Genomic DNA, 19433 nt, shown 5'->3' with positions numbered 1-19433 from the left:
TACATATTATGGAGGTGAGGCGTATTTATGAGTAAATCTATTAATAATTTACAAGATATAGTTTTGAATGGTTCAAGAAAGAATAGAATACCTGTTACTTTGTATTTAACAAATGGGTTTCAGTTAAAGGGCAATGTAACAGGGTTTGATAGTTTTACAGTGATATTAAATTGCGATGGAAAACAAATGATGATATACAAACATGCTATTTCTACTATAACCCCATTAAAACCAATATTATTTAACGACAATTCAGAAGCAAGGCCTTTAGAGGAGTAGTATAACAAAGCACTCACACAGATTATATAAAGAAAGGGATATATTATATATGTATAATATATCCCTTTCTTTAGCGTGGTTTTTGTGCAGGAAGGGGTGACGCTACCCCTAATATAAAATAATTCAAAGCAGAAGTTAGATAAATCTAGCTTCTGACTTTATTTTTTTACCTAAATTTACAAATATTGAAGGTAAAAGTAGTTTTGTGTTGAAATAAGTATAGATATAAATTAGTTTTATTCATTGTAAAATGTTATCTAACTAATGCCTATGAATGGCAAAAGACATTATAATAATTATTGAGAGGAATGATACTAAATGACAAGCAATAATAGTAATACGCAAGAAATAAAAATTAATAAATCTTGTTTTGACATATTTCCAGTATTGGAATCTGAAAGATTGATATATAGGGAAGTATTTTCACAGGATGTAGAGGATATATTTAAAATTTATAGTGATCCTGAAGTTGCTAAATATGATTGGTATAAACCAATTGAAACTAAAGATGATGCACTTTCTATAATAAATCGTTACAGGAGGGAATTTAAAGATAAAGAAGAGATTACCTGGGGGGTGGCAAGAAAGAGTGATAATAAGATTATTGGTTATTGCTGCTTAGGGAGTTTTGATGACAATTCAATAAGAAGTGAGATTGGGTATGGATTTAATCGTGATGAATGGAATAAAGGATATGCAACAGAAGCTATAAAGGTTTTAGTGAAATTTGGATTTGAGAATATGAACTTTAATAGGATAGAAGCTACTGTAACCCTTGGCAATAATGCTTCTGTAAAAGCTTTAAAGAAAGCTGATTTTCTTCAAGAGGGGATTGTTAGAGAAAGAACAATTATGAAAGGCAAGTTTGAGGATGATGTAATATTGGCTATAATAAAAAAAGATTATATACTATAAGTGACAATATTGAGCAAATATTCACAGTATGTATAGTAAGTCCTAGTGGGAGACTGTTGCTACTGAAGATACAGAACATTAGTGAATATAGAAATAAAGATATTAACGTTGCAAACAATAAAAGTTTGTGGCGTTTTTATTAGCATATTGCGGCGCTACAGAATAACCCTAAAGGAGGAACAGGATTTGATATTAGCACTAAAAAAATATAAAAAGAGAAAAACTCATTATAATCTATTGGTTAAAAAGCAGCAAAAACGTATAGATAATATAAGCACTTTTCGATTTGTTATTTTTGTTCTAGGGCTTATAATTTCAATAAGAACGTATACAGTTGGAAGGTATTACTTATTTGCTTTAATAGTTTTAGGTACAATTATTTTATTTTGTTATTTAGCCTATTTACATAAAAGAATAGAAAATAGAAAAAAGTATACAGCTGCATTATATGAAATAAATGAAACTTCCATAAAACGATTTAAGGGAGAATGGAATCACTTTCAAGATACTGGTGAAGATTTTATAGATGAAAATCATAATTATTCATATGATCTTGATATTTTTGGGAAGGGTTCTTTATTCCAATGGATAAATGTAGCCTATACCTACATTGGAAGACAAAAGCTTAAAGAGATACTCACGGAAAAACCTGAAAATGAACAGAGCATATACCATAGACAAGCTGCAGTTAAAGAACTTGAGCAAAAGATATATTTTAGACAAAGACTTGAGGCAGAGGGGAAAATAAATTGCAGCAACAAAGAGAATCCCAAAGAACTTTTTTTATGGATAAAAGAAAGAAATAACTATATATTAAAAAAGCAAGTAATCTGGTTATTAAGAATTTTTTCAATGGTTACAACAATAACTACTTTAACCTTGGTAGTTAGAATAATTGACTATGTGCTAGCTGCTTTATTTGATATTGATAGAAGTGCACCAAAAATATTTTATTTAATTCCTTATTATATACCCATTTTTTTAATTATGATTCAATCCATTGTTCTAAGGATAAAAAAAGAAGATAGAATGAAGAATTTAATTATTGCTGAGAAATATAACGATAACATAAAAACATATAGAAACATGCTTAGACATATAGAAAAGCATAAATTTAAATCAGAGTATATTGTGAATTTATGTGAAAAACTTTACGATAATGAGGGGCGAAGTGCATCTAAACAGATTGATGTTTTTTCTAAAATTTGTGAAGCGATAGCAAGTAGGCGTAATACGCTATATCCTATTTTAAATCCCATTCTCATGATAGAATATCACTGGACTATTTCTATTGAAAGGTGGAAGATAAAATCAGAGAATGAATTTGAAAAGTGGATTAATACAATAGGGGAATTAGAAGCTTTGTGTAGTATTGCAGTTATCCAATACGATAATCCGTATTGGTGTATGCCCAAGGTTGAAAAGGGACCATCAAAGATTATAGCTAAAAATATGGGACATCCCCTTTTAGGAGAAAAACGGGTATGTAATAACCTAAAGGTAGAAGAAGCACACCCAGTTATGCTTATAACAGGTTCCAATATGTCAGGGAAGAGTACATTTATGAGAACTGTTGCAATAAATATTGTATTGGCCTATGCTGGAGCTCCGGTATGTGCAGAGCAGTTCAATTGTACTATTATGGATCTTTATTGTTGTATGAGGGTAAGTGATAATCTAGGGCAAAATATATCTTCCTTTTATGCAGAAATATTAAAAATTAAAAATATCGTTAAGGCTTCAAAAGAGGAAAAACAAGTACTTTTTTTATTAGATGAAGTTTTTAAAGGAACCAATTCAAGAGATAGGCACATTGGAGCTATGATTTTGGTAAAACAATTAAGTAAAACTGGGAATCTGGGATTTGTATCTACTCATGATTTAAAGCTGGGCGAAATGGAAAATCATAAAAATTCAAAAATTAAGAACTATCATTTTTCCGAATATTATAGAGAGAATGAAATTCATTTTGATTATAAATTGAAAATCGGAGTTTCACCTACAAGAAATGCTGTGTACTTAATGAAGTTAGCTGGTATTGAAATAGCTGAAAGCAATGAGTGGAATTAATATTTTTTTATATTATATTGAATTTAAAAGGACTATAAGTATAAAGTTTGTTGGGTTGGGTTGAGATGTAGAGATAATTAGTATTACATTTGATTATAAAGAAATAAAGGTAAAATTGAGTGGGTAGGTGAAAACAATAATATGAGTAATTATTGGAAAAATGTATGGACAGGAGTGGAAGTTAATGATTATAAAAAATATATAAATCTAAACTTTGACTATAACTTTATAGATATTTTTAAGCAAAATAATATTTCGCATATATGTGATGCAGCATGTGGATTTGGCAAGTATAGTGTTATTTTGAGCAAAAATAATTTCAAAGTTAGTGGTTTTGATATTTCAGAAGAAGCAGTTAATCTCACAAAGGATATGCTTAATTATTTTGGTCTCAAGTTTATGGATTTTTGTGTATGTAGTATAACTGATATAAGATACCAAGATGAATACTTTGATGGAGCAATTGCACATGCAGTAATTGACCATCTTAAGACTACGGAAGCAATTAAAGCATTAAATGAACTTTTTAGAATAACAAAGAAGAATGGACTTATATATCTTTCATTTGATGGGCTTGAGGATGATGATCTTGAAATAAGTCATGAAGTATTAGAAGATGGAAGTTTTAAATACTTAGATGATATTAGAAAAGATATGATATTTAAATATTATATTAATGAAGAAATTAAAAAACTGATTATAGGTAAAGAAATATTATATTTTAATACAAAGAAAACTGGTGAGAGGGAAATGATTTTGAGAAAAAAGTAACTTCTAAGGTAAACTTCACCTTATTGTTTCTTAGTGATTTTATATATAATGACAAGCTTGAAAAATGAATTCTGATAAGTCTAAAAAAGATTATTTTTATTTTGTAAGGAGGAAAGGATATGGCTGATATATTTAAGATTGCAATTGTACAGGAAAACCGCGATCCTTACGACAGCAAATGGAATACAGAAAAGGGGTTAAGTATCGTCAAAAAAGCCAAAGAACGTGATGCTGATATTGTTTTATTTCCTGAATGTTGGATTACAGGATATGAATTTCCAAGCATAGATGAAACATTAGCAGTTGAAGAAATCATGAAAACTTCACAGTTCAAGGAGTGGAATGACTTGGCTATAGATGAAAGCAGCCAATACATAAAAGCATTTTGTAGCATTGCGAAAGAACTAACTATTGGGATTGTTATTACCGGATATACCAAAGGAATAAATAGACCACAGAATTCTGCTTTTGTAATAAGCAAAAACGGAGAAATTCTTATGAAATACAGCAAAGTGCATACTTGTGATTTTGCTGATGAACGAATGCTGGAATGTGGAGATGAATTTAAGGTGTGCGATTTTGAGAATATAAAGATTGGAATAATGATATGCTATGATAGGGAGTATCCTGAAAGTGCAAGAATACTTATGTTAAAGGGGGCAGAAGTGATTTTACTTCCAAATGATTGTGGAGCAATGCCTCCGCGAGTTCAAGCGCTGTCTACCAGAGCATATGAAAATATGGTTGGAGTTGTGATGGCAAATCCTCCGGGAAAGAATGCGGGCTGCTCCTGTGCCTTCAGTCCAATTACTTGGGATAAAAATGGAGTGCCTATTGATAATACAGTTGTAATGGCAGACGATGAAACAGAGGATATTTTCATGGCAGAATATGATATGGAAAAACTAAGAGATTATCGAAGTCATGAAATGATGGGAAATACATTCCGTAAAGTAAAAGCATATTCTGAATTACTAACCGATGAAATAAAAGAACCATTTAAGCGCTAGATAGACTAGAAAGAGGTGTGTTGTGAGATCTCAACAAGAGATCATGTATTATTCTTATGACCTGATTTTTGCTTTACATATACTGGAAATGTCAATCAAAAAAAGCTACCGAATGTTTTTACAGACATTCGGTAGCTTTTATATCTATTCTAACTATTTGCTTTAGAACTTTTAAAATGCAATTCTCTCATTCCTTCTACTTCGTCGCAAATTGGTTTTAAATTACAACTGTGGCAATCAAAATTCATATTACTTAACACATGATTGAGGGTAAGTGTAATTTCATCAATTTTGCGCGCGTTCTCCATAAGTTGCTTAAATATTGGCATATCAGAAGTAATAAAAATAATGCGAACAGCTTTAACTAAAGGGTTTTGTTTGTATTTGTTAATAAATGCATTACCTATATTCTCAAAGGAAATACCACCCGCAACTGCACCTTTTGCAACTCTGACTTGCTCACGCCTGTCCATTGTAGAAGCTCGCATCATATAACCCTTTAAGTTCATATTATACTTAATAAACTCTAAATCTTTAATTATTTTATAGGTCGATTCATTACCATCCAATTCATTTATATGAAGAAAAACTAATCTGGCAAATGATACATCATTTTTTATTTCAGTCAAATCCTCACCGTATAACAAAATTTCATCCTTTTGAACAAGCTTTTCTGAGGTGGTTATGCATTGATAATTAACTGCTGATTTATAACTTCCGCCCAGTTCAAACTTCGAATCTTTTTTTAAAATGAGTTCGTTTGCCTTGCCTATGCTCCAAACAGGTTTCTCGGATACTGCCAGGCTTGCATACGCATATGGTGACAGCAAATCAATAGTATTTTTAATAATACTCTCGTACAATTCCATTATAATTTTGTATCTTTTTTCATATTGTCAAATCTTTTGCCTAAAGAGGAATATATATGAGCAACTAACTTCATATCAAGATTAAAAAAGTATGTTATAAAAAGAAGCATAAATAATGCTACCGGAATAATTAAAAATAACCATAATGAGTTCATATTACCTCTCCTTTGCTAAACCTTTTTGACGTGCGTATTCTGCTGCACCTAATGCACCCATAAGTTGTGGGTCAATTTTAAGTTCAATAACCTTAAGCTTTAAAACATGCTCAATAGCCTTTTTCAAGCCTGCGTTTTTAGCGCAACCACCAGTTAGTGTTATGTTACCCGTAGCACCAGATTTTTTTGCCATAACAAAGCAACGCTTTGCAACAGCAAGCTGTATTCCAGCAGCAATTTCATCACGTGGTTTGCCTTCTCCCACTAATGTGATAACCTCACTCTCTGCAAAAACTGTACATTGTGCAGTTATAGGAATAACATTTTTCGCTGATAAGGAAAGTTCTGAAAACTCTGGCAATGTTAGTTCAAATGCATTTGCCATTGCTTCAAAAAAGCGACCTGTTCCAGCAGCACATTTATCATTCATAGCAAAGGTTTTAACTGTGCCATCTGTATCAATAGAAATGCCCTTAACATCTTGACCACCAATGTCAATAACCGATTTAACCTCAGGGCTCGTAACATGAACACCCATAGCGTGACAGCTGATTTCTGAAATATTTTCTTTAGCTTGTGGCACCTTGTTACGGCCATATCCAGTACCAATTAAGTAGCTTAAATCACTAAGACTATTAAGTTTTGCTTGTTCTAATGCCTCTTGAAGGCTTATTTTCGCACTTTCTTCTGAATTCATTTTACTTCTTATTATGCTGTGTGCAACCATTTCTCCGTTTTCACCTAGAATAACTGATTTTGTATAAGTAGAGCCTACATCGCATCCACCAAAATATTTTTTCATTATAAACACTCCCTTTACCAAGTTTTTTCATCATCGAAGTCAACCAAGGTTGCGTCAAGCGGTTCTTCTTTGAATACGGTTTGCATATATCTATTAACTTTGCTTCTCATTTCTTTTCTTGAAACTGTTCTAGGATCCATTAAATCGTGGTCAATCCAAATTAGGTGAATACCACGTTCCCTTGCTTGGTCTTCAAATAGGCCAGTAAGACCAGCCATAGTTTTGCAAGAAATATGTGCAAACATTAAAACAATATCCGAATTGAATTCCGCACAAACTCGCCACAATTCATCGAGAACGTTTGCATACCCACCGTTGGTATGTCTTCTCATTGTCATTCGCTCGTAAGTGTGGGCTATATCCTTTAATGATTCTTCTTTGTCCTGCGTATTGAAAAATTTTGTAGAAACTAAACTTTCCATATCAATCAAAACATTTATTCCCCAACAGTTTTCAGCCCAACTTGAGAAATTGCTATAATAGTGTGCAGGAGGTGCCCATACTATTGCCCGATGTCGCATTTCTGCAGAGCACTTTTCTTTGTTTTTGTAACCTTTTAGCATAAGTCTATTTACTTTTTCGTCAACCTTTAAAAACCTTTTATCCATACTGCCTGGGACAAGGAATGCGTACATTCTATAAAGAGCAAGATTTGCACCTGTTATTTGTGGATAAGCTGTTTTGTTAATTTCCCACTTTTCAAGTTCATATTCTGCTTCTTTATTGTATTGCTTCATACATTTAAAGTAGTTATCCCAATCAAATTTCTCACCTGTGTTATCCTCAATAAATTTGATACAATCCTTAAGGTCTTGCACTGCATATTCTTCAACCTCTTTTTCAAGGTATCTAACAGGAAGTGATAGTTGAAATGTTGGAAGGTTGAAATATCTGTCTTGAAAAGAACTTGCCATAACAGAACCATCGCAAGGCATACTACTTGTAATATAGCACTTTCCCATAATTGGGTACTCATCAACAATAGCTACACCAGCTTCACAGGCAGGAAGCGGACAAACATCTGCAGGCAGGCCATAGTTTTCAATTGCATCAAGATAAGGAATCATGCTTTGCTGGTCAATAACCGAACACTGAAAAACAGGCGCTAATTGCGATGGAATACCAAGCAAGTTTGGAAAGCCTGCCATAAGGTGCATTGGCATCATTTCATCAAATAAAACAACTTTGTCTGAAAGACTATTTTCTCCAAATCTTTTATCTGCCTTGAACATATTTGCAATAATTACTGTTGTGTTTTTAATCACTGTGTTAAAGTGCAAATGGTTAATACGGAGGGCTGTACCTCTAAGGCCCATTGAGTGCCTATCAATAAATGCAGGGGTTGTAAGATATGATGACATCCACCTATAAGTAAAGATAGCCTTGGTAATTCTGATTGGCGAACGAAGGACGAAGCGGGTCAAATCCTTCCAAGTTATAAGCCAACGCCAAAAATCATACATTGTATCTTTAAATCCACGCCATTCACGGCGTTTTAAATACATTTGTCCAGTATATAATTTTCCGATTTTAGTCATTGTGCTGCGCCTCCTTTTCCTTTTGAAGAATCTTCACTTCAAGGCTTTCAACAAATGCCTGAATTCTTGTTCGAAGCTGTCCAGAGGTTCTTGACATGTAGGGACGATCAAGGGACAACACTGGATAGCCATATTCTGTATTCATCACATGGCTTGCAAGTGCACGTTCGTAACCCCAGTAGTCACAAAATTTGATTTGCTCATAAATGATACCATCAGCCTTAAATTTTCTTGCGTACTCATCAACCTTCTCACGTCTTTGAGTAATTTTATCTCTGCTCATATATCGTGGACATTGACTTTGCTCAAGGTATTTCCTACAAATTGATGTAAGTACATCGGCGTCCTCTGTAAGGAGAATTTCTTGTCTTCCTGGGAAAGAACCAAAGCAAAACCTATCTGCAACGATAAGTGCACCAGAATCCTCAATAAGTCGAGTAAGGTCGGGGTCATCAATTTCGCTTCCTACTAGTACCACCCTTGCACGGAAATTCTTTGTACTGTTTGGCTCTCTTGTTTTAATTTCTTCAAGTGTATCAAGAAGCTTATCTACAATAAGATATTTTGGACAACAGTAGGTAATCAAATTCAGGATATGGAACTCATAGCCAGTTATACGAGGGTTATCCTCCATTCTAAATTCGCCTATCTCGGTAATAATGCGGCAAATCTCATTGTGAAGTTTAAGAGCTTTTTTTAGTGATTCATCTGATGTATCAACACCGAATTTTTCCTTTAAAGGATTTAGCACTTTAATTTTAAGCTGTTTAACATAATGAGCAGTGGATTTTTCGTCAACCTTGTAGGGGACGTCAATATGTGAGATAAAAAAGTTCTTTTTCTCAATCAATTTTTGCACTTCAATATTTTCCATTGTACGGTTCATTTGAGCACAGGCATCAACGCCTGCAATAACATCAAGGAAGTTATAGCCTCCCTCAATTGCACGTTCTAAAAGCGCTCTGCAATACTCGCATGTGTAGTTTGACATATAGTAGGTTGCAATATCCAAGGAGCCTGTCTTAGGTGCTCGCATACGTAGAGAAACACAATTATCAACATTCAAAAGCACCTCAGGCATATGAAAACATGTATATCCAATTGTTAGTTTTCCTTCTTGCGAAGCTTGTCTTGCCAAAGTATTGTTCGCATCATCTAATAAGCCTTCAAAGTAATATAAATATTTTAAGTCTTTCACTTTATTCTCCTTTATAATATATTTAGTTTTTCAAGAGCCTCTTTAGCCCCAAGGACTATCTTGGAATTATTTGGAAGATTAAAAACGCTTTTACCTTGAACATCAAAGGATGCAAGATTTTTATCATCCTGGATGTATGAAAGCACAGGAATATCACCTGTATCAATGTACTGCTTTAAGGATAAATCACCAATACGATTAACGATAACGCCAACCTCATCATACATAACTAGGTCGGAAGCAACCTTTTTTATAGTTTGAACTACTTGAGTACCCTTTTTACTTGGATCTGTAATTAAAATTAAATGGCTTACTTTCTCCATAACTCTACGGTTAACCTGCTCAATACCAGCCTCACCATCGATAACAACATAATCAAACTCCTGAGAAAGAATGCTAATAACTTCTTTAAGGTAGGAATTGATTTTGCAATAACAACCTGTTGATTCAGGTCGACCTATTGCTAAAAAAGCAAAACCATCTTTTTCAACAATAGTGTCAAAAATTTTAAAACGTGCATCTCCTAAAAGTTCAATTGCATCTTTAGTATTTCCCTCCTCAACATTTTCGATAATAGACTTACGGATATCATCAATTGTATGTTCAGGCTCTATGCCTAGCGCGGTAGAAAGTCCTACTGCTGGGTCTGCATCAATAGCTAATATGCGAGCATCGGGATAAGCTGCCACCAATATTTTCACTATAGAAGCTGATATTGAAGTTTTTCCAACACCTCCCTTTCCTGCTACAGCAATGATTTTTGATTTATTTTCCATGATTTTTCCCCCTTAAATTAGTTGCATCTTAATATAGAATTTTATATGCGGGTTGCTAAATTATAAGCTGCGCGAGTTGCCTCAAGCACCCGTCCTGCATGATAGCTGTCACCAATGTTATATAATTCAGATGCTACGTGCTCTTTTTGCGATTCAAAGAAAATAGTTTCATCTGCACGTCCACCCATAGCTAAAACAACAAGGTCTGCTTCAAGAGTTTGGTCAACGGTTTCTTTGCCAATCTTCTTAGCTAGAGGATTAGGAATATTTGTAGGTAAAAGAGGCTGCCAAGTGTTATATGGATTTGGAACGCCTTTTGAAATATTTTTGCTTAAATTAACTTTGCCTTTGCCTAGTGAAACAACTCTAGCACAGTTGATAAGTTCAACATTTTCTTTGTTTAAATAGTAAATTAAATGTCCACGGTTTGCAGTACATACACCTTGCATAAAGTTTGGAAGCATCTCAACAACTTTTACATCACGGCCATGCTCATATTTAAGCCAAAAAGCTGTTTCACAACCAACAACGCCACCTCCTACAACAATAATTTTTTTAGCATCACCCATAAGCTTAGGGTTAAATAATAAATCGGTTGCTTGTACAGTTTTAATTTTTTCAATGCCTGGAATCCTTGGTGTAATATTTTGTGTTCCATAAGCAAAAACCACAGAGTCATATTTTTGCGACTTTAGCCATTCTGGAGTAACCTCTGTGTTAAGCCTAATTTTAAAGTTAGGCATTTCTTTGGCAACCTCAATTTCATTTTGGAGATATTTTAGGTAGTTTTCAAAATCGTATTTTATTTTTGGTACACTACCAGGACAAACCTTACCGCCTATTTTATTGCTTTTTTCAACTAGCTCAACATTGTGACCACGTTTTGCCGCTGTTATTGCGAATACAACACCAGTAGGTCCCGCACCTACAACGCAAATATTTTTAATTTTTTCTGGCGTTACAGGAATTTCAGGCATTATATCTTCAAAACCTGTGCGTGGGTTGACTGCACATTGTGGGTGACCGCCTTCAACAAACTCATTAATGCAGCCTTCTTGACAGCCAATACAAGGAATAATTCGGGAAGTCTCACCGGCATAAGCTTTATTGCACCATTCAGGGTCAGCAAGTAATGGGCGTGCCAACATAACCATATCGCAATCACCATTTCTAAGTGCTTTTTCAGCAATATCAGGGTATCCAAGTTTGCCAACAGCTACAACTGGTACTTCTACCCCAACATTAGATTTAATTTGTTTTGCTTTAAAATGCTCTTTAACAATACGTGAAATATCAAGAAAGCAACCAGCTGGCATACCAGCAGGAGGATGTGGAAGCCACCAGTTATCGTAACAACCAAGGTCCACGTCAAACATATCTACGCCAGCTTTAACCAAATTTTCCATATAGTTAAGTGTATCTGCTATTGTTCGTCCGTTTTTGAATTTCTTTAGGGAACTTACCTTATTCATTTCATCGCCATATGTTTCATTAAGTGCAAGAGAAAGATCAATACGATACATAATAGGGTAATTAGGACCAACTCTTTTTCGCATTTCATTTACAATATCAATACCAAAACATTGCCAGTCGGAATACCTTCCGAGCTTGCGACGATTAAATGCAGGGTTTGTAAGCTGTTCTAAAAGATATCCCTCATGTCCATGAAGATATACCCCATCAAGTCCACATTCTTTGGCGTCGGCAGTTGCCTGACCACAGTTTTTAATAATCTTCTTAAGTTTTAATCCAGAAAGTCTCATACAGGGAATTTGAGGTATATAAAAGTTAGGATTAAAAGATGCTGACACTGGAAATTTCTTCGCATTTACTAAACAAGTAGGAGGGCCAACACGACCCAGCCCTGGAGTAAGCTGAACAAAAATTTTACTTCCATAGGCATGAACACCTTGCGAAAGGTCACGCCAACCTGAAAGCACTGTACGAGAACGGTCGATGCGTGGGAACATAGTAAGTTTACCCGTTTCTGTTATACTATTATCAATGCCATGACTAACTGGGATTAACCCGGTAGTAAGTAAACCTGTACCACCCTTTGCACGAGCAAAGAAATATTGAAGCATCTTGTTATTCGGTCTGCCTGTTTCCTCACACATATTTACGTTTCCCATTGGACCCATTACAATACGGTTTTTTATAGTGATATTGTTCACTTTTATAGGAGAAAATAGTGTATTAAAGGGATACATATCCTTTGTCATACGAGCAGTTCCACCTGCTTTATTTTCGCACTCCCTCTGTACCCAATTTCCATAACTATCAACTAACTCCTGAACTTCTTTGTCTTTTTTCAATGCACCCACCCCTTATAGTATTGTGTTTTTATTAATTCTCTATTAAACGATTACACCTTGAAGCAATGTATGTGATTTATAATTATGTTATGACAATAAGGTCTTAATTCATAAACCCCATTGTTTTGACACCAATTATAAATGACACCACGGGCGATTAACAGTAGCTCTGATGCGATGCTTTCAGAACTTTGAGATTTTGTTATAATTCCAATCTCTTGCGCCTCCTCAACTAGCGCCTGCAACCCTTGAGGTAAACCACGTGAAGACTGTAAAAAGAAATTTGAACCCTCTGTAATCTGAGTCTTATAAACTTCGATCATCAAATCAATACCAATTTCAATAGCATACTTCATTTGACAATCAATATATTCTAATATTCTTTCAAGTGGATCTTTGCTTTCCAATTTACCGATGATGTTTTCTCTGAAAAAATTATCACATTCTCCATATCCCTCTATAATAAGACCTTGCTTACTTTTAAAGTGATGATAAAAAGCCCCTGTAGATACTCCTGCCTTTTTACAAATTAAATCGACACTCAGTTCATCATAACTATACTTTTGGCTTAATATTTTTGCTATTCCCATGATATGTTCTTTTGTTGCCTTTGCTTGTAATTGTCTATTATTCAAAAAAACATCCTCCTCTTATTATTCAGATACACAATTTAACAGAACTTGTTCACCGAACCAACTATGTATAACATAACACATTGTCAAATTTATAACAATATGTATTTCAAATAAATATTTGTAATTTATGTACAATCTTGCTACGTGCGAATATATACGTAAAAAGGTTTGAAGGTGAGCTGTAGATCAAGTCTAATTTTAACATCAGATACATGGGAATTTTATAGATCACCGAACCCAAATCCATAAAGGATTAGCGCAAGCTATGAAAACCATATAAATGAGCATAATCTACATTTACAGTTGTGTCACAACAGTATTCTAGTTTCTATAAATTCAAGAAATACGAGTAGGGTTGTTAGTGTAGATAGTGAACAAAAATAAAAGGGATATTATAGGTAAAATAAAGATTAAATGTTAAATATTATAGTATAATGAGATTATACAAAGATAAATTTAGCTATGGAAGAGTTATTAGAAGCGGTTGCAATTGTTAAAGGTATTAATGTATTCTACAAAATTGGAGTTGATGCAATAAAAGCGTGGAGAAAACATGTCCGTCTATTAGGAATAAAAATTTCATTACAAATCTATCTTTGTGAGCCGAAAAGAAATTTTAGATTATATTGATTGGAGGGAGATAAATATGGATATCACTTTTGAATTAGGAAAAGCAAATGATATTGATGAATTAGAACAGCTTTATAACGATTTGAATGATCATTTGGCAAAAGGAGTAAACTATCCTGGCTGGAAAAAAGATATATATCCCGTTCGGCAAAATGCAATTGATGGGGTTAAACATGGCAATCTCTATGTATCAAAATATAATGGAAAAATTGTTGGTTCTGTTATTTTAAGACATGAACCTGAACCAGCATATTATAAAGCTAAATGGGGATTTGAGTCGGACTATTCAAATGTTTTTGTCGTATATACATTTGTAGTGCATCCAAATTTTCTGAAATGCGGTGTAGGCAAAGCATTAATGGACTTTTCTATTGAACAGAGTAGTAAATCACAAGTTAAATCAATTAGGTTGGATGTTTACGAAGGTAATATACCTGCCATTAGGCTGTATGAAAAATGTGGTTTTAAATATATTGACACAGTAGACTTGGGACTTGGAAACTACGGGTTGAACTGGTTTAGGCTATATGAAAAATTACTATGAGATAATGAGCATCAAAAACTTGTTGAAACATATACGAATACTTAATAAAGACATTAAAAGATTCTAATTTTATTATAAAAGTTACAAGGATTAAAAAAAACACTAATTTTCGGGAGAAGTAAATTCACATCATTCATTAATTAGGTATTTATGGAGGGAAGAAGATTGAAATTATTGATTATAGGAGCAAGTGGATATTTAGGAAATACAATATATAAGAAACTCAAGGAATGTAGTAAGGATGATATTTATGGAACTTGCTGTAAGTCGAGTAATCAGGAACTTTTACAAATTAATGTATTGAATAAGTTAGATATAAAGAGATTACTTTCATTTAAACCAGATATCATTATTTGGAGCATTTATGATGTAGAAAAAGAAATGGCCTTATCACAAATAGGTATAAATGAGATAGTTAATGGTATTTCTGAAGATGTACGCTTAATTTATGTTTCCACTACAGTTGGAAAAGGAAAGCAGCAGGCTGAAAATATAATTCCTCATAAACGTATGCCTGATGAATACTTTTCAAAATATATTAACGGTAAAATAGCAGGGGAGAGTATAGTTAAAAAGCACTCTAATCATGTAATTCTAAGACCAGGAAGTATATATGGTTATGATCATGATGGCAAAATGGATTCTAGGATGAAAGGACTACTTGAAATTTCAAAAACAGGTAAAAGATGTTCAAGAACAGCAAATATGTATGCTAGTTTTGTTAATGTATGCGATCTAGCAGATGCTATAATTGAACTTGCATATAGCGATTTTACAGGAATAATAAATGTATCAGGAGAAAGGCCAGTAAGTCATTATGATTTCAACATACATTTAGCAAGATTAATGGATATTGATAACAGTTTTATAATATCTGATTATAAGCAAGATGAGGTATATCATAATATAAGTAACGACAAAAGAAAACTTTTACTCAATACTTTAGTAAGAGATATATAACAATTGTATTTTATTGCGTGTTTAACTTATAATTTTAAAAATAAAAGGAGATGCAAATGATATGACTGAAGCAAAATTTTATTATAAGAATGAAAATGCTCCAACACCTAATAAACCAAACCATATAGGCACTTGTGCCATTATTAAGTATAATGACAAAATCTTATTAGAAAAAAGAGCAGATAGCAATCTATGGGGACTAATAGGTGGGGGATTAAAGATAGATGAAAGTTTAGAACAAGGTATAATTAGAGAGATTAATGAAGAAACAGGACTTAGGGTATCAGAAGAGTCCTTATGCTTTTGGAAAATTTGCTCAGACCCATCACGAATAGGATCCTATCCAGATGGAAATATTGTCAGAATAATATCTGCTGTTTATCTAGTGAATTTAACAGAGAATCATAAGTTAATATGCAGTGAAGAATCTGAGCAATTGAAGTATTTTAGTTACGAAGAGCTAAATCAATTAAATATTGCTGAAACACAAAGACACATAATTAACGAGTTTTTCAGATAATAGTGCAGAAGAGAGATCATTGCTAATAGAATTAAATAACAAATATAAGTTTATTAAGGGGAAACAAATATGAATAATTCGATAAACAAAACTAAAATGGAATTTAATAAGATAGCAGAAGAATATGATTTTATGGAATCATTATTTGATAATAGTAAATTTTTCGTTTTAGAAATGTCAGATAGCAAAGGTTCAGCATTGGATATAGGTTGTGGTTCGGGAATTTTGGCATATAAGTTGTCAAAGTATTACGATAAAGTAATAGGTATTGATATATCAGAAGAAATGCTACATATTGCTTCGAGTAAAAGACAATCACCAAATATCAAATATATAAATATGAATGCTAATGAGTTGAAGTTATATAAAAAGTTTGATTTGATAACAAGTCGGACAACATTTCATCATATAAATAATATTCCATTATTACTCACAAAAATTAAGGATATGGTTAACCCTGGCGGTAAAATTGTAATTGTAGATGTTATATCTAACTTTGAAAAAGAACCAACAATATTTAGTATTATAGAAGCATTTGCAAGCCTTATACTAAATTGTAAAATGTTTGGTGTAAAGATTGGATTTAGAATATTTAAATTTAATATTTCAAAGGATTGGCTAAAGCATTTAGCTTCGGATAGGTATTTATCAGAACAGAAATTCAAAAAAATATTTACCACTTATTTGCCAGGATGTAGTATTGCCAGAAATGGTCACCAAATGAATGTTATCTGGGAAAATATTGTTAATGAATAATTTTGATAGCATTCCTTTAGAATTACAAGAAATTATTTATCAATTTAAAATAGTAGAAGTCATAGAAGGAAGAAGCGGAGATAAGATCTTCAAATTATCAAACAAAAACAGTAAACTTCTATATTTAAAAATAAGTGATACGAAGACTATGCAAAACGATATATTCAATGAATTTGAAGTGCTGAACTGGTTATCTTCCCATAAATTGAATGTACCAAAAGTAATATTCTTTAAAAAAGAAATGTATAAATCCTATATGTTACTTTCTAATGTTCCTGGTATTAGTGCTCATAAAATAACTGATCAATTTAGTAAAGAAGAAATCATAAAAGTAAGTGCTGAAGCTCTTCATAAAATACATAAAATTGATGTTTGCTCTATTCCATTAGGCTATTACTTACTTTAAAAAACAGAAAAAGGCTAATGGAAATTTATTGGTATAGGTCTAATTTGTAAAATAAGACACATCAACAATATTGTGAAGATATGGATGGTATTAGTGATTTAGATGAATTTGATGGAAGTATGGTAAAAATGTTTATGTGATAAATGAAAATTGTTATGGAGCTTAAATTATAGGCAAATAATTAAAACTCTCACATGAACATACAGATATAAATGAAAGGAAGCGTATAATGGATATTAAAATTAGACGAGCATCCGTAAAAGATTTAGATGCAGTGACTCAGGTAGAAGTAAATTGTTTTCCAGAGGCAGAAGCAGCTACGAAAGCATCATTAGAACAGCGTATTAAGACATTCCCAGAAAGCTTTTTTGTAGCAGAAATAGAGGGGGAAATAATTGGTTTCATCAATGGTTGCGTTATCAATGGAACTGTTATTTATGATGACCTCTTTAAAGATTCTACGCAACATATTAAACATGGGGATTATCAGACTATTTTTGGGCTTGATGTGATACCCAGTTATCGTAAACAGGGAATTGCAGCTCAGTTAATGAATTATATGATAGAAGTATCAAGAGGAGCAGGTCGCAAAGGTGTTATTCTAACTTGTAAAGAGGAACTTATTCATTATTATAAAAAGTTTGGATACGTAGACAAAGGTATATCAGAATCAGTACATGGTGGAGCAAAATGGTATGATATGATTTTAGTGATTTAGACCTTTCTACTTTGATTTTCATATAAAACTGTTCTCCATTAGTATTATATATGTTATTATTACTAAGGCAGTTTAAATAACTAGGTAGGCTATTAGTCCATTTTATTTAGGCTGCTTTAGGTGTAATTTTAAATACATATATAATAAATTAATGACAAAAGGGGACCTGGAATCATGATAGATATAACAAAAACATACCTTCAAAACAAGTATAAAATAAGCTCAAAAACCCTAGAACTCTATGATATAGCAATACAAGATGTTCAAAAGGAGTTTGAAATTCTTGATGAAATAAGAGAGTTTAATCAACTTAAGGTTTTGACAGCATTGCAAGATGAAAGAATTAGCGACGCTCATTTTACGAATTCCTCTGGATATGGTTATGGGGATATTGGACGCGATTCATTAGATAAGGTATATGCAAGAATTTTCAATTGTGAGAGTGCACTAGTTAGACCACATTTCGTAAATGGAACACATGCAATTGGAGCCGCCTTATTTGGTAATTTAAGACCTGATGATACCATGATGTCTGTATGCGGAACACCATACGATACACTTCTTAATATAATAGGTATAAATGTTACGGAAGATATAGGTTCGTTAAAAGATTATGGTGTGAAATATAAGCAATTGGAATTAAACAATAACTCTAAAGTTGATATTGCCCTAATGAAAAAGAATCTACTAGAAGACAAGTCAATTAAGCTAATTCATATTCAAAGATCTACTGGATATGGATGGAGAAAAGCACTATTAATTTGTGAAATAGAAGAGATTATAAAAGCTGCAAAAGCTATAAATCCAAAAGTGATTTGTTTTGTAGATAATTGTTATGGCGAATTTATTGATGTTCAGGAACCTACAGATGTTGGTGCAGACTTAGTTGCTGGTTCACTTATAAAAAATATTGGTGGAGGTATAGCACCTACAGGTGGTTATATTGCAGGTAAAGAAGAATATGTAGTGCAAGCTTCTTATAGATTAACAACTCCTGGAATAGGAGGGGAGTGTGGTTCGACCTTTGGAGTTATGCGTACTTTATTTCAAGGGTTATTCTTAGCACCTCATGTAGCTATGGAAGCATTGAAGGGCGCTATATTTTGTGCGAGAATTATGGAACTTGCAGGATTTGAAGTTCTTCCTAAATATACGGATAAAAGAAGCGATATAATTCAAGCTATAAAATTTAATAATAAGGAAAAGTTGATTAATTTCTGTAGGGGTATACAAGAGGGGTCTCCAATTGATTCCTTTGCTCAATGTGAACCTTGGGATATGCCAGGGTATGCAGATAAGGTTATAATGGCAGCAGGTGCATTTATTCAGGGATCATCTATAGAGTTATCTGCAGATGCACCAATTAGAGAGCCTTATATAGCATATTTACAGGGTGGATTAACCTTTGATCATGCTAAGATTGGAATACTAATAGCGCTTTCAAGAGTAATTTAAAATCAAGCTCATATATTAAACTAGCTTCACTTTGCCTGTTAAATACTTTTGTTAGTTAAACTAGCATGGGAATAACAAAAACCTGCAATGATTACATCATTTGCAGGTTTT

20 protein-coding genes are annotated in these 19433 nt (G+C 33.0%); 12 read left to right on the top strand and 8 right to left on the bottom strand.

All coding sequences use genetic code 11. The features are described 5' to 3' along the window. Window positions 1–27 precede the first annotated feature (27 nt). The 5 genes from hfq (at window position 28) to ACREV6_RS13330 (ending at window position 5045) form a co-directional block, all read left to right on the top strand. A complete protein-coding gene (gene hfq / locus ACREV6_RS13350; RefSeq protein WP_431578528.1) occupies window positions 28–279 on the top strand; it encodes an RNA chaperone Hfq in 252 nt (83 codons plus the stop codon). A gap of 318 nt (window positions 280–597) precedes the next feature. Further along, window positions 598–1194 carry a GNAT family N-acetyltransferase gene (locus ACREV6_RS13345; protein ID WP_431578527.1) on the top strand — a complete coding sequence of 199 codons (597 nt, stop codon included), beginning with the start codon at window positions 598–600 and terminating at the stop codon, window positions 1192–1194. A 186-nt stretch (window positions 1195–1380) separates the two neighbouring features. Further along, the gene (locus ACREV6_RS13340) at window positions 1381–3264 is read left to right on the top strand and encodes a MutS family DNA mismatch repair protein (protein WP_431578526.1); all 1884 of its coding nucleotides are present in this window, start codon (window positions 1381–1383) and stop codon (window positions 3262–3264) included. 141 nt (window positions 3265–3405) lie between these two features. Next, the gene (locus ACREV6_RS13335; RefSeq protein ID WP_431578525.1) at window positions 3406–4035 is read left to right on the top strand and encodes a class I SAM-dependent methyltransferase; all 630 of its coding nucleotides are present in this window, start codon (window positions 3406–3408) and stop codon (window positions 4033–4035) included. A 119-nt stretch (window positions 4036–4154) separates the two neighbouring features. Beyond that, a complete protein-coding gene (locus ACREV6_RS13330; RefSeq protein WP_431578524.1) occupies window positions 4155–5045 on the top strand; it encodes a carbon-nitrogen hydrolase family protein in 891 nt (296 codons plus the stop codon). A gap of 149 nt (window positions 5046–5194) precedes the next feature. On the opposite strand, the gene ACREV6_RS13325 is transcribed toward ACREV6_RS13330, so the two are convergent. Genes ACREV6_RS13325 through ACREV6_RS13290 form a run of 8 tightly spaced genes read right to left on the bottom strand, consistent with a single transcriptional unit; the run spans window position 5195 to window position 13333 of the window. After that, the gene (locus ACREV6_RS13325) at window positions 5195–5914 is read right to left on the bottom strand and encodes a hypothetical protein (RefSeq protein ID WP_431578523.1); all 720 of its coding nucleotides are present in this window, start codon (window positions 5912–5914) and stop codon (window positions 5195–5197) included. Next, window positions 5914–6069, bottom strand: a complete 156-nt coding sequence (locus tag ACREV6_RS13320) for a hypothetical protein (RefSeq protein WP_431578522.1) — start codon at window positions 6067–6069, stop codon at window positions 5914–5916. Before ACREV6_RS13320 ends, ACREV6_RS13325 begins: the two co-directional genes overlap by 1 nt. A gap of 1 nt (window position 6070) precedes the next feature. Beyond that, a complete protein-coding gene (locus tag ACREV6_RS13315) occupies window positions 6071–6871 on the bottom strand; it encodes an acyl-CoA dehydratase activase (RefSeq protein WP_431578521.1) in 801 nt (266 codons plus the stop codon). Between the two features lie 14 nt (window positions 6872–6885). Continuing rightward, a complete protein-coding gene (locus tag ACREV6_RS13310) occupies window positions 6886–8409 on the bottom strand; it encodes a 2-hydroxyacyl-CoA dehydratase family protein (RefSeq protein ID WP_431578520.1) in 1524 nt (507 codons plus the stop codon). Next, window positions 8402–9607 (bottom strand): 2-hydroxyacyl-CoA dehydratase family protein, encoded by a 1206-nt coding sequence (locus tag ACREV6_RS13305; RefSeq protein ID WP_431578519.1) that lies wholly within the window; start codon window positions 9605–9607, stop codon window positions 8402–8404. Before ACREV6_RS13305 ends, ACREV6_RS13310 begins: the two co-directional genes overlap by 8 nt. 11 nt (window positions 9608–9618) lie before the next feature. Next, window positions 9619–10383, bottom strand: a complete 765-nt coding sequence (locus tag ACREV6_RS13300) for an ATP-binding protein (RefSeq protein ID WP_431578518.1) — start codon at window positions 10381–10383, stop codon at window positions 9619–9621. 41 nt (window positions 10384–10424) lie between these two features. Then, window positions 10425–12698 (bottom strand): oxidoreductase, encoded by a 2274-nt coding sequence (locus ACREV6_RS13295; RefSeq protein WP_431578517.1) that lies wholly within the window; start codon window positions 12696–12698, stop codon window positions 10425–10427. A 50-nt stretch (window positions 12699–12748) separates the two neighbouring features. After that, window positions 12749–13333, bottom strand: coding sequence for a TetR/AcrR family transcriptional regulator (locus ACREV6_RS13290; protein ID WP_431578516.1), 585 nt, complete (start codon window positions 13331–13333; stop codon window positions 12749–12751). Window positions 13334–13979: 646 nt separating this feature from the next. Here ACREV6_RS13290 and ACREV6_RS13285 point away from each other — a divergent pair. The 7 genes from ACREV6_RS13285 (at window position 13980) to ACREV6_RS13255 (ending at window position 19322) form a co-directional block, all read left to right on the top strand. Then, a complete protein-coding gene (locus ACREV6_RS13285; protein WP_431578515.1) occupies window positions 13980–14507 on the top strand; it encodes a GNAT family N-acetyltransferase in 528 nt (175 codons plus the stop codon). Window positions 14508–14672: 165 nt separating this feature from the next. After that, a complete protein-coding gene (locus ACREV6_RS13280) occupies window positions 14673–15467 on the top strand; it encodes an NAD-dependent epimerase/dehydratase family protein (RefSeq protein WP_431578514.1) in 795 nt (264 codons plus the stop codon). A gap of 61 nt (window positions 15468–15528) precedes the next feature. Then, window positions 15529–15987 carry an NUDIX domain-containing protein gene (locus ACREV6_RS13275; protein WP_431578513.1) on the top strand — a complete coding sequence of 153 codons (459 nt, stop codon included), beginning with the start codon at window positions 15529–15531 and terminating at the stop codon, window positions 15985–15987. 69 nt (window positions 15988–16056) lie between these two features. Continuing rightward, on the top strand, window positions 16057–16743 hold the full coding sequence (locus ACREV6_RS13270; RefSeq protein WP_431578512.1) for a class I SAM-dependent methyltransferase: 687 nt from the start codon (window positions 16057–16059) through the stop codon (window positions 16741–16743). Then, entirely contained in the window at window positions 16736–17149 is a 414-nt protein-coding gene (locus ACREV6_RS13265; protein ID WP_431578511.1) for a phosphotransferase, read from the top strand. Before ACREV6_RS13270 ends, ACREV6_RS13265 begins: the two co-directional genes overlap by 8 nt. A gap of 229 nt (window positions 17150–17378) precedes the next feature. Beyond that, a complete protein-coding gene (locus ACREV6_RS13260) occupies window positions 17379–17867 on the top strand; it encodes a GNAT family N-acetyltransferase (protein ID WP_431578510.1) in 489 nt (162 codons plus the stop codon). A gap of 174 nt (window positions 17868–18041) precedes the next feature. Next, window positions 18042–19322: a methionine gamma-lyase family protein gene (locus ACREV6_RS13255; protein WP_431578509.1), complete on the top strand. Its 1281-nt coding sequence runs from the start codon at window positions 18042–18044 to the stop codon at window positions 19320–19322. Window positions 19323–19433 lie beyond the last annotated feature (111 nt).

The sequence above is a fragment of the Clostridium sp. genome (genome assembly GCF_050717515.1).
Lineage (GTDB): Bacteria > Bacillota > Clostridia > Clostridiales > Clostridiaceae > Clostridium_AD.
Note: the sequence above shows the minus strand (reverse complement) of the source record. Positions and strands in the feature narration are given on the sequence as shown.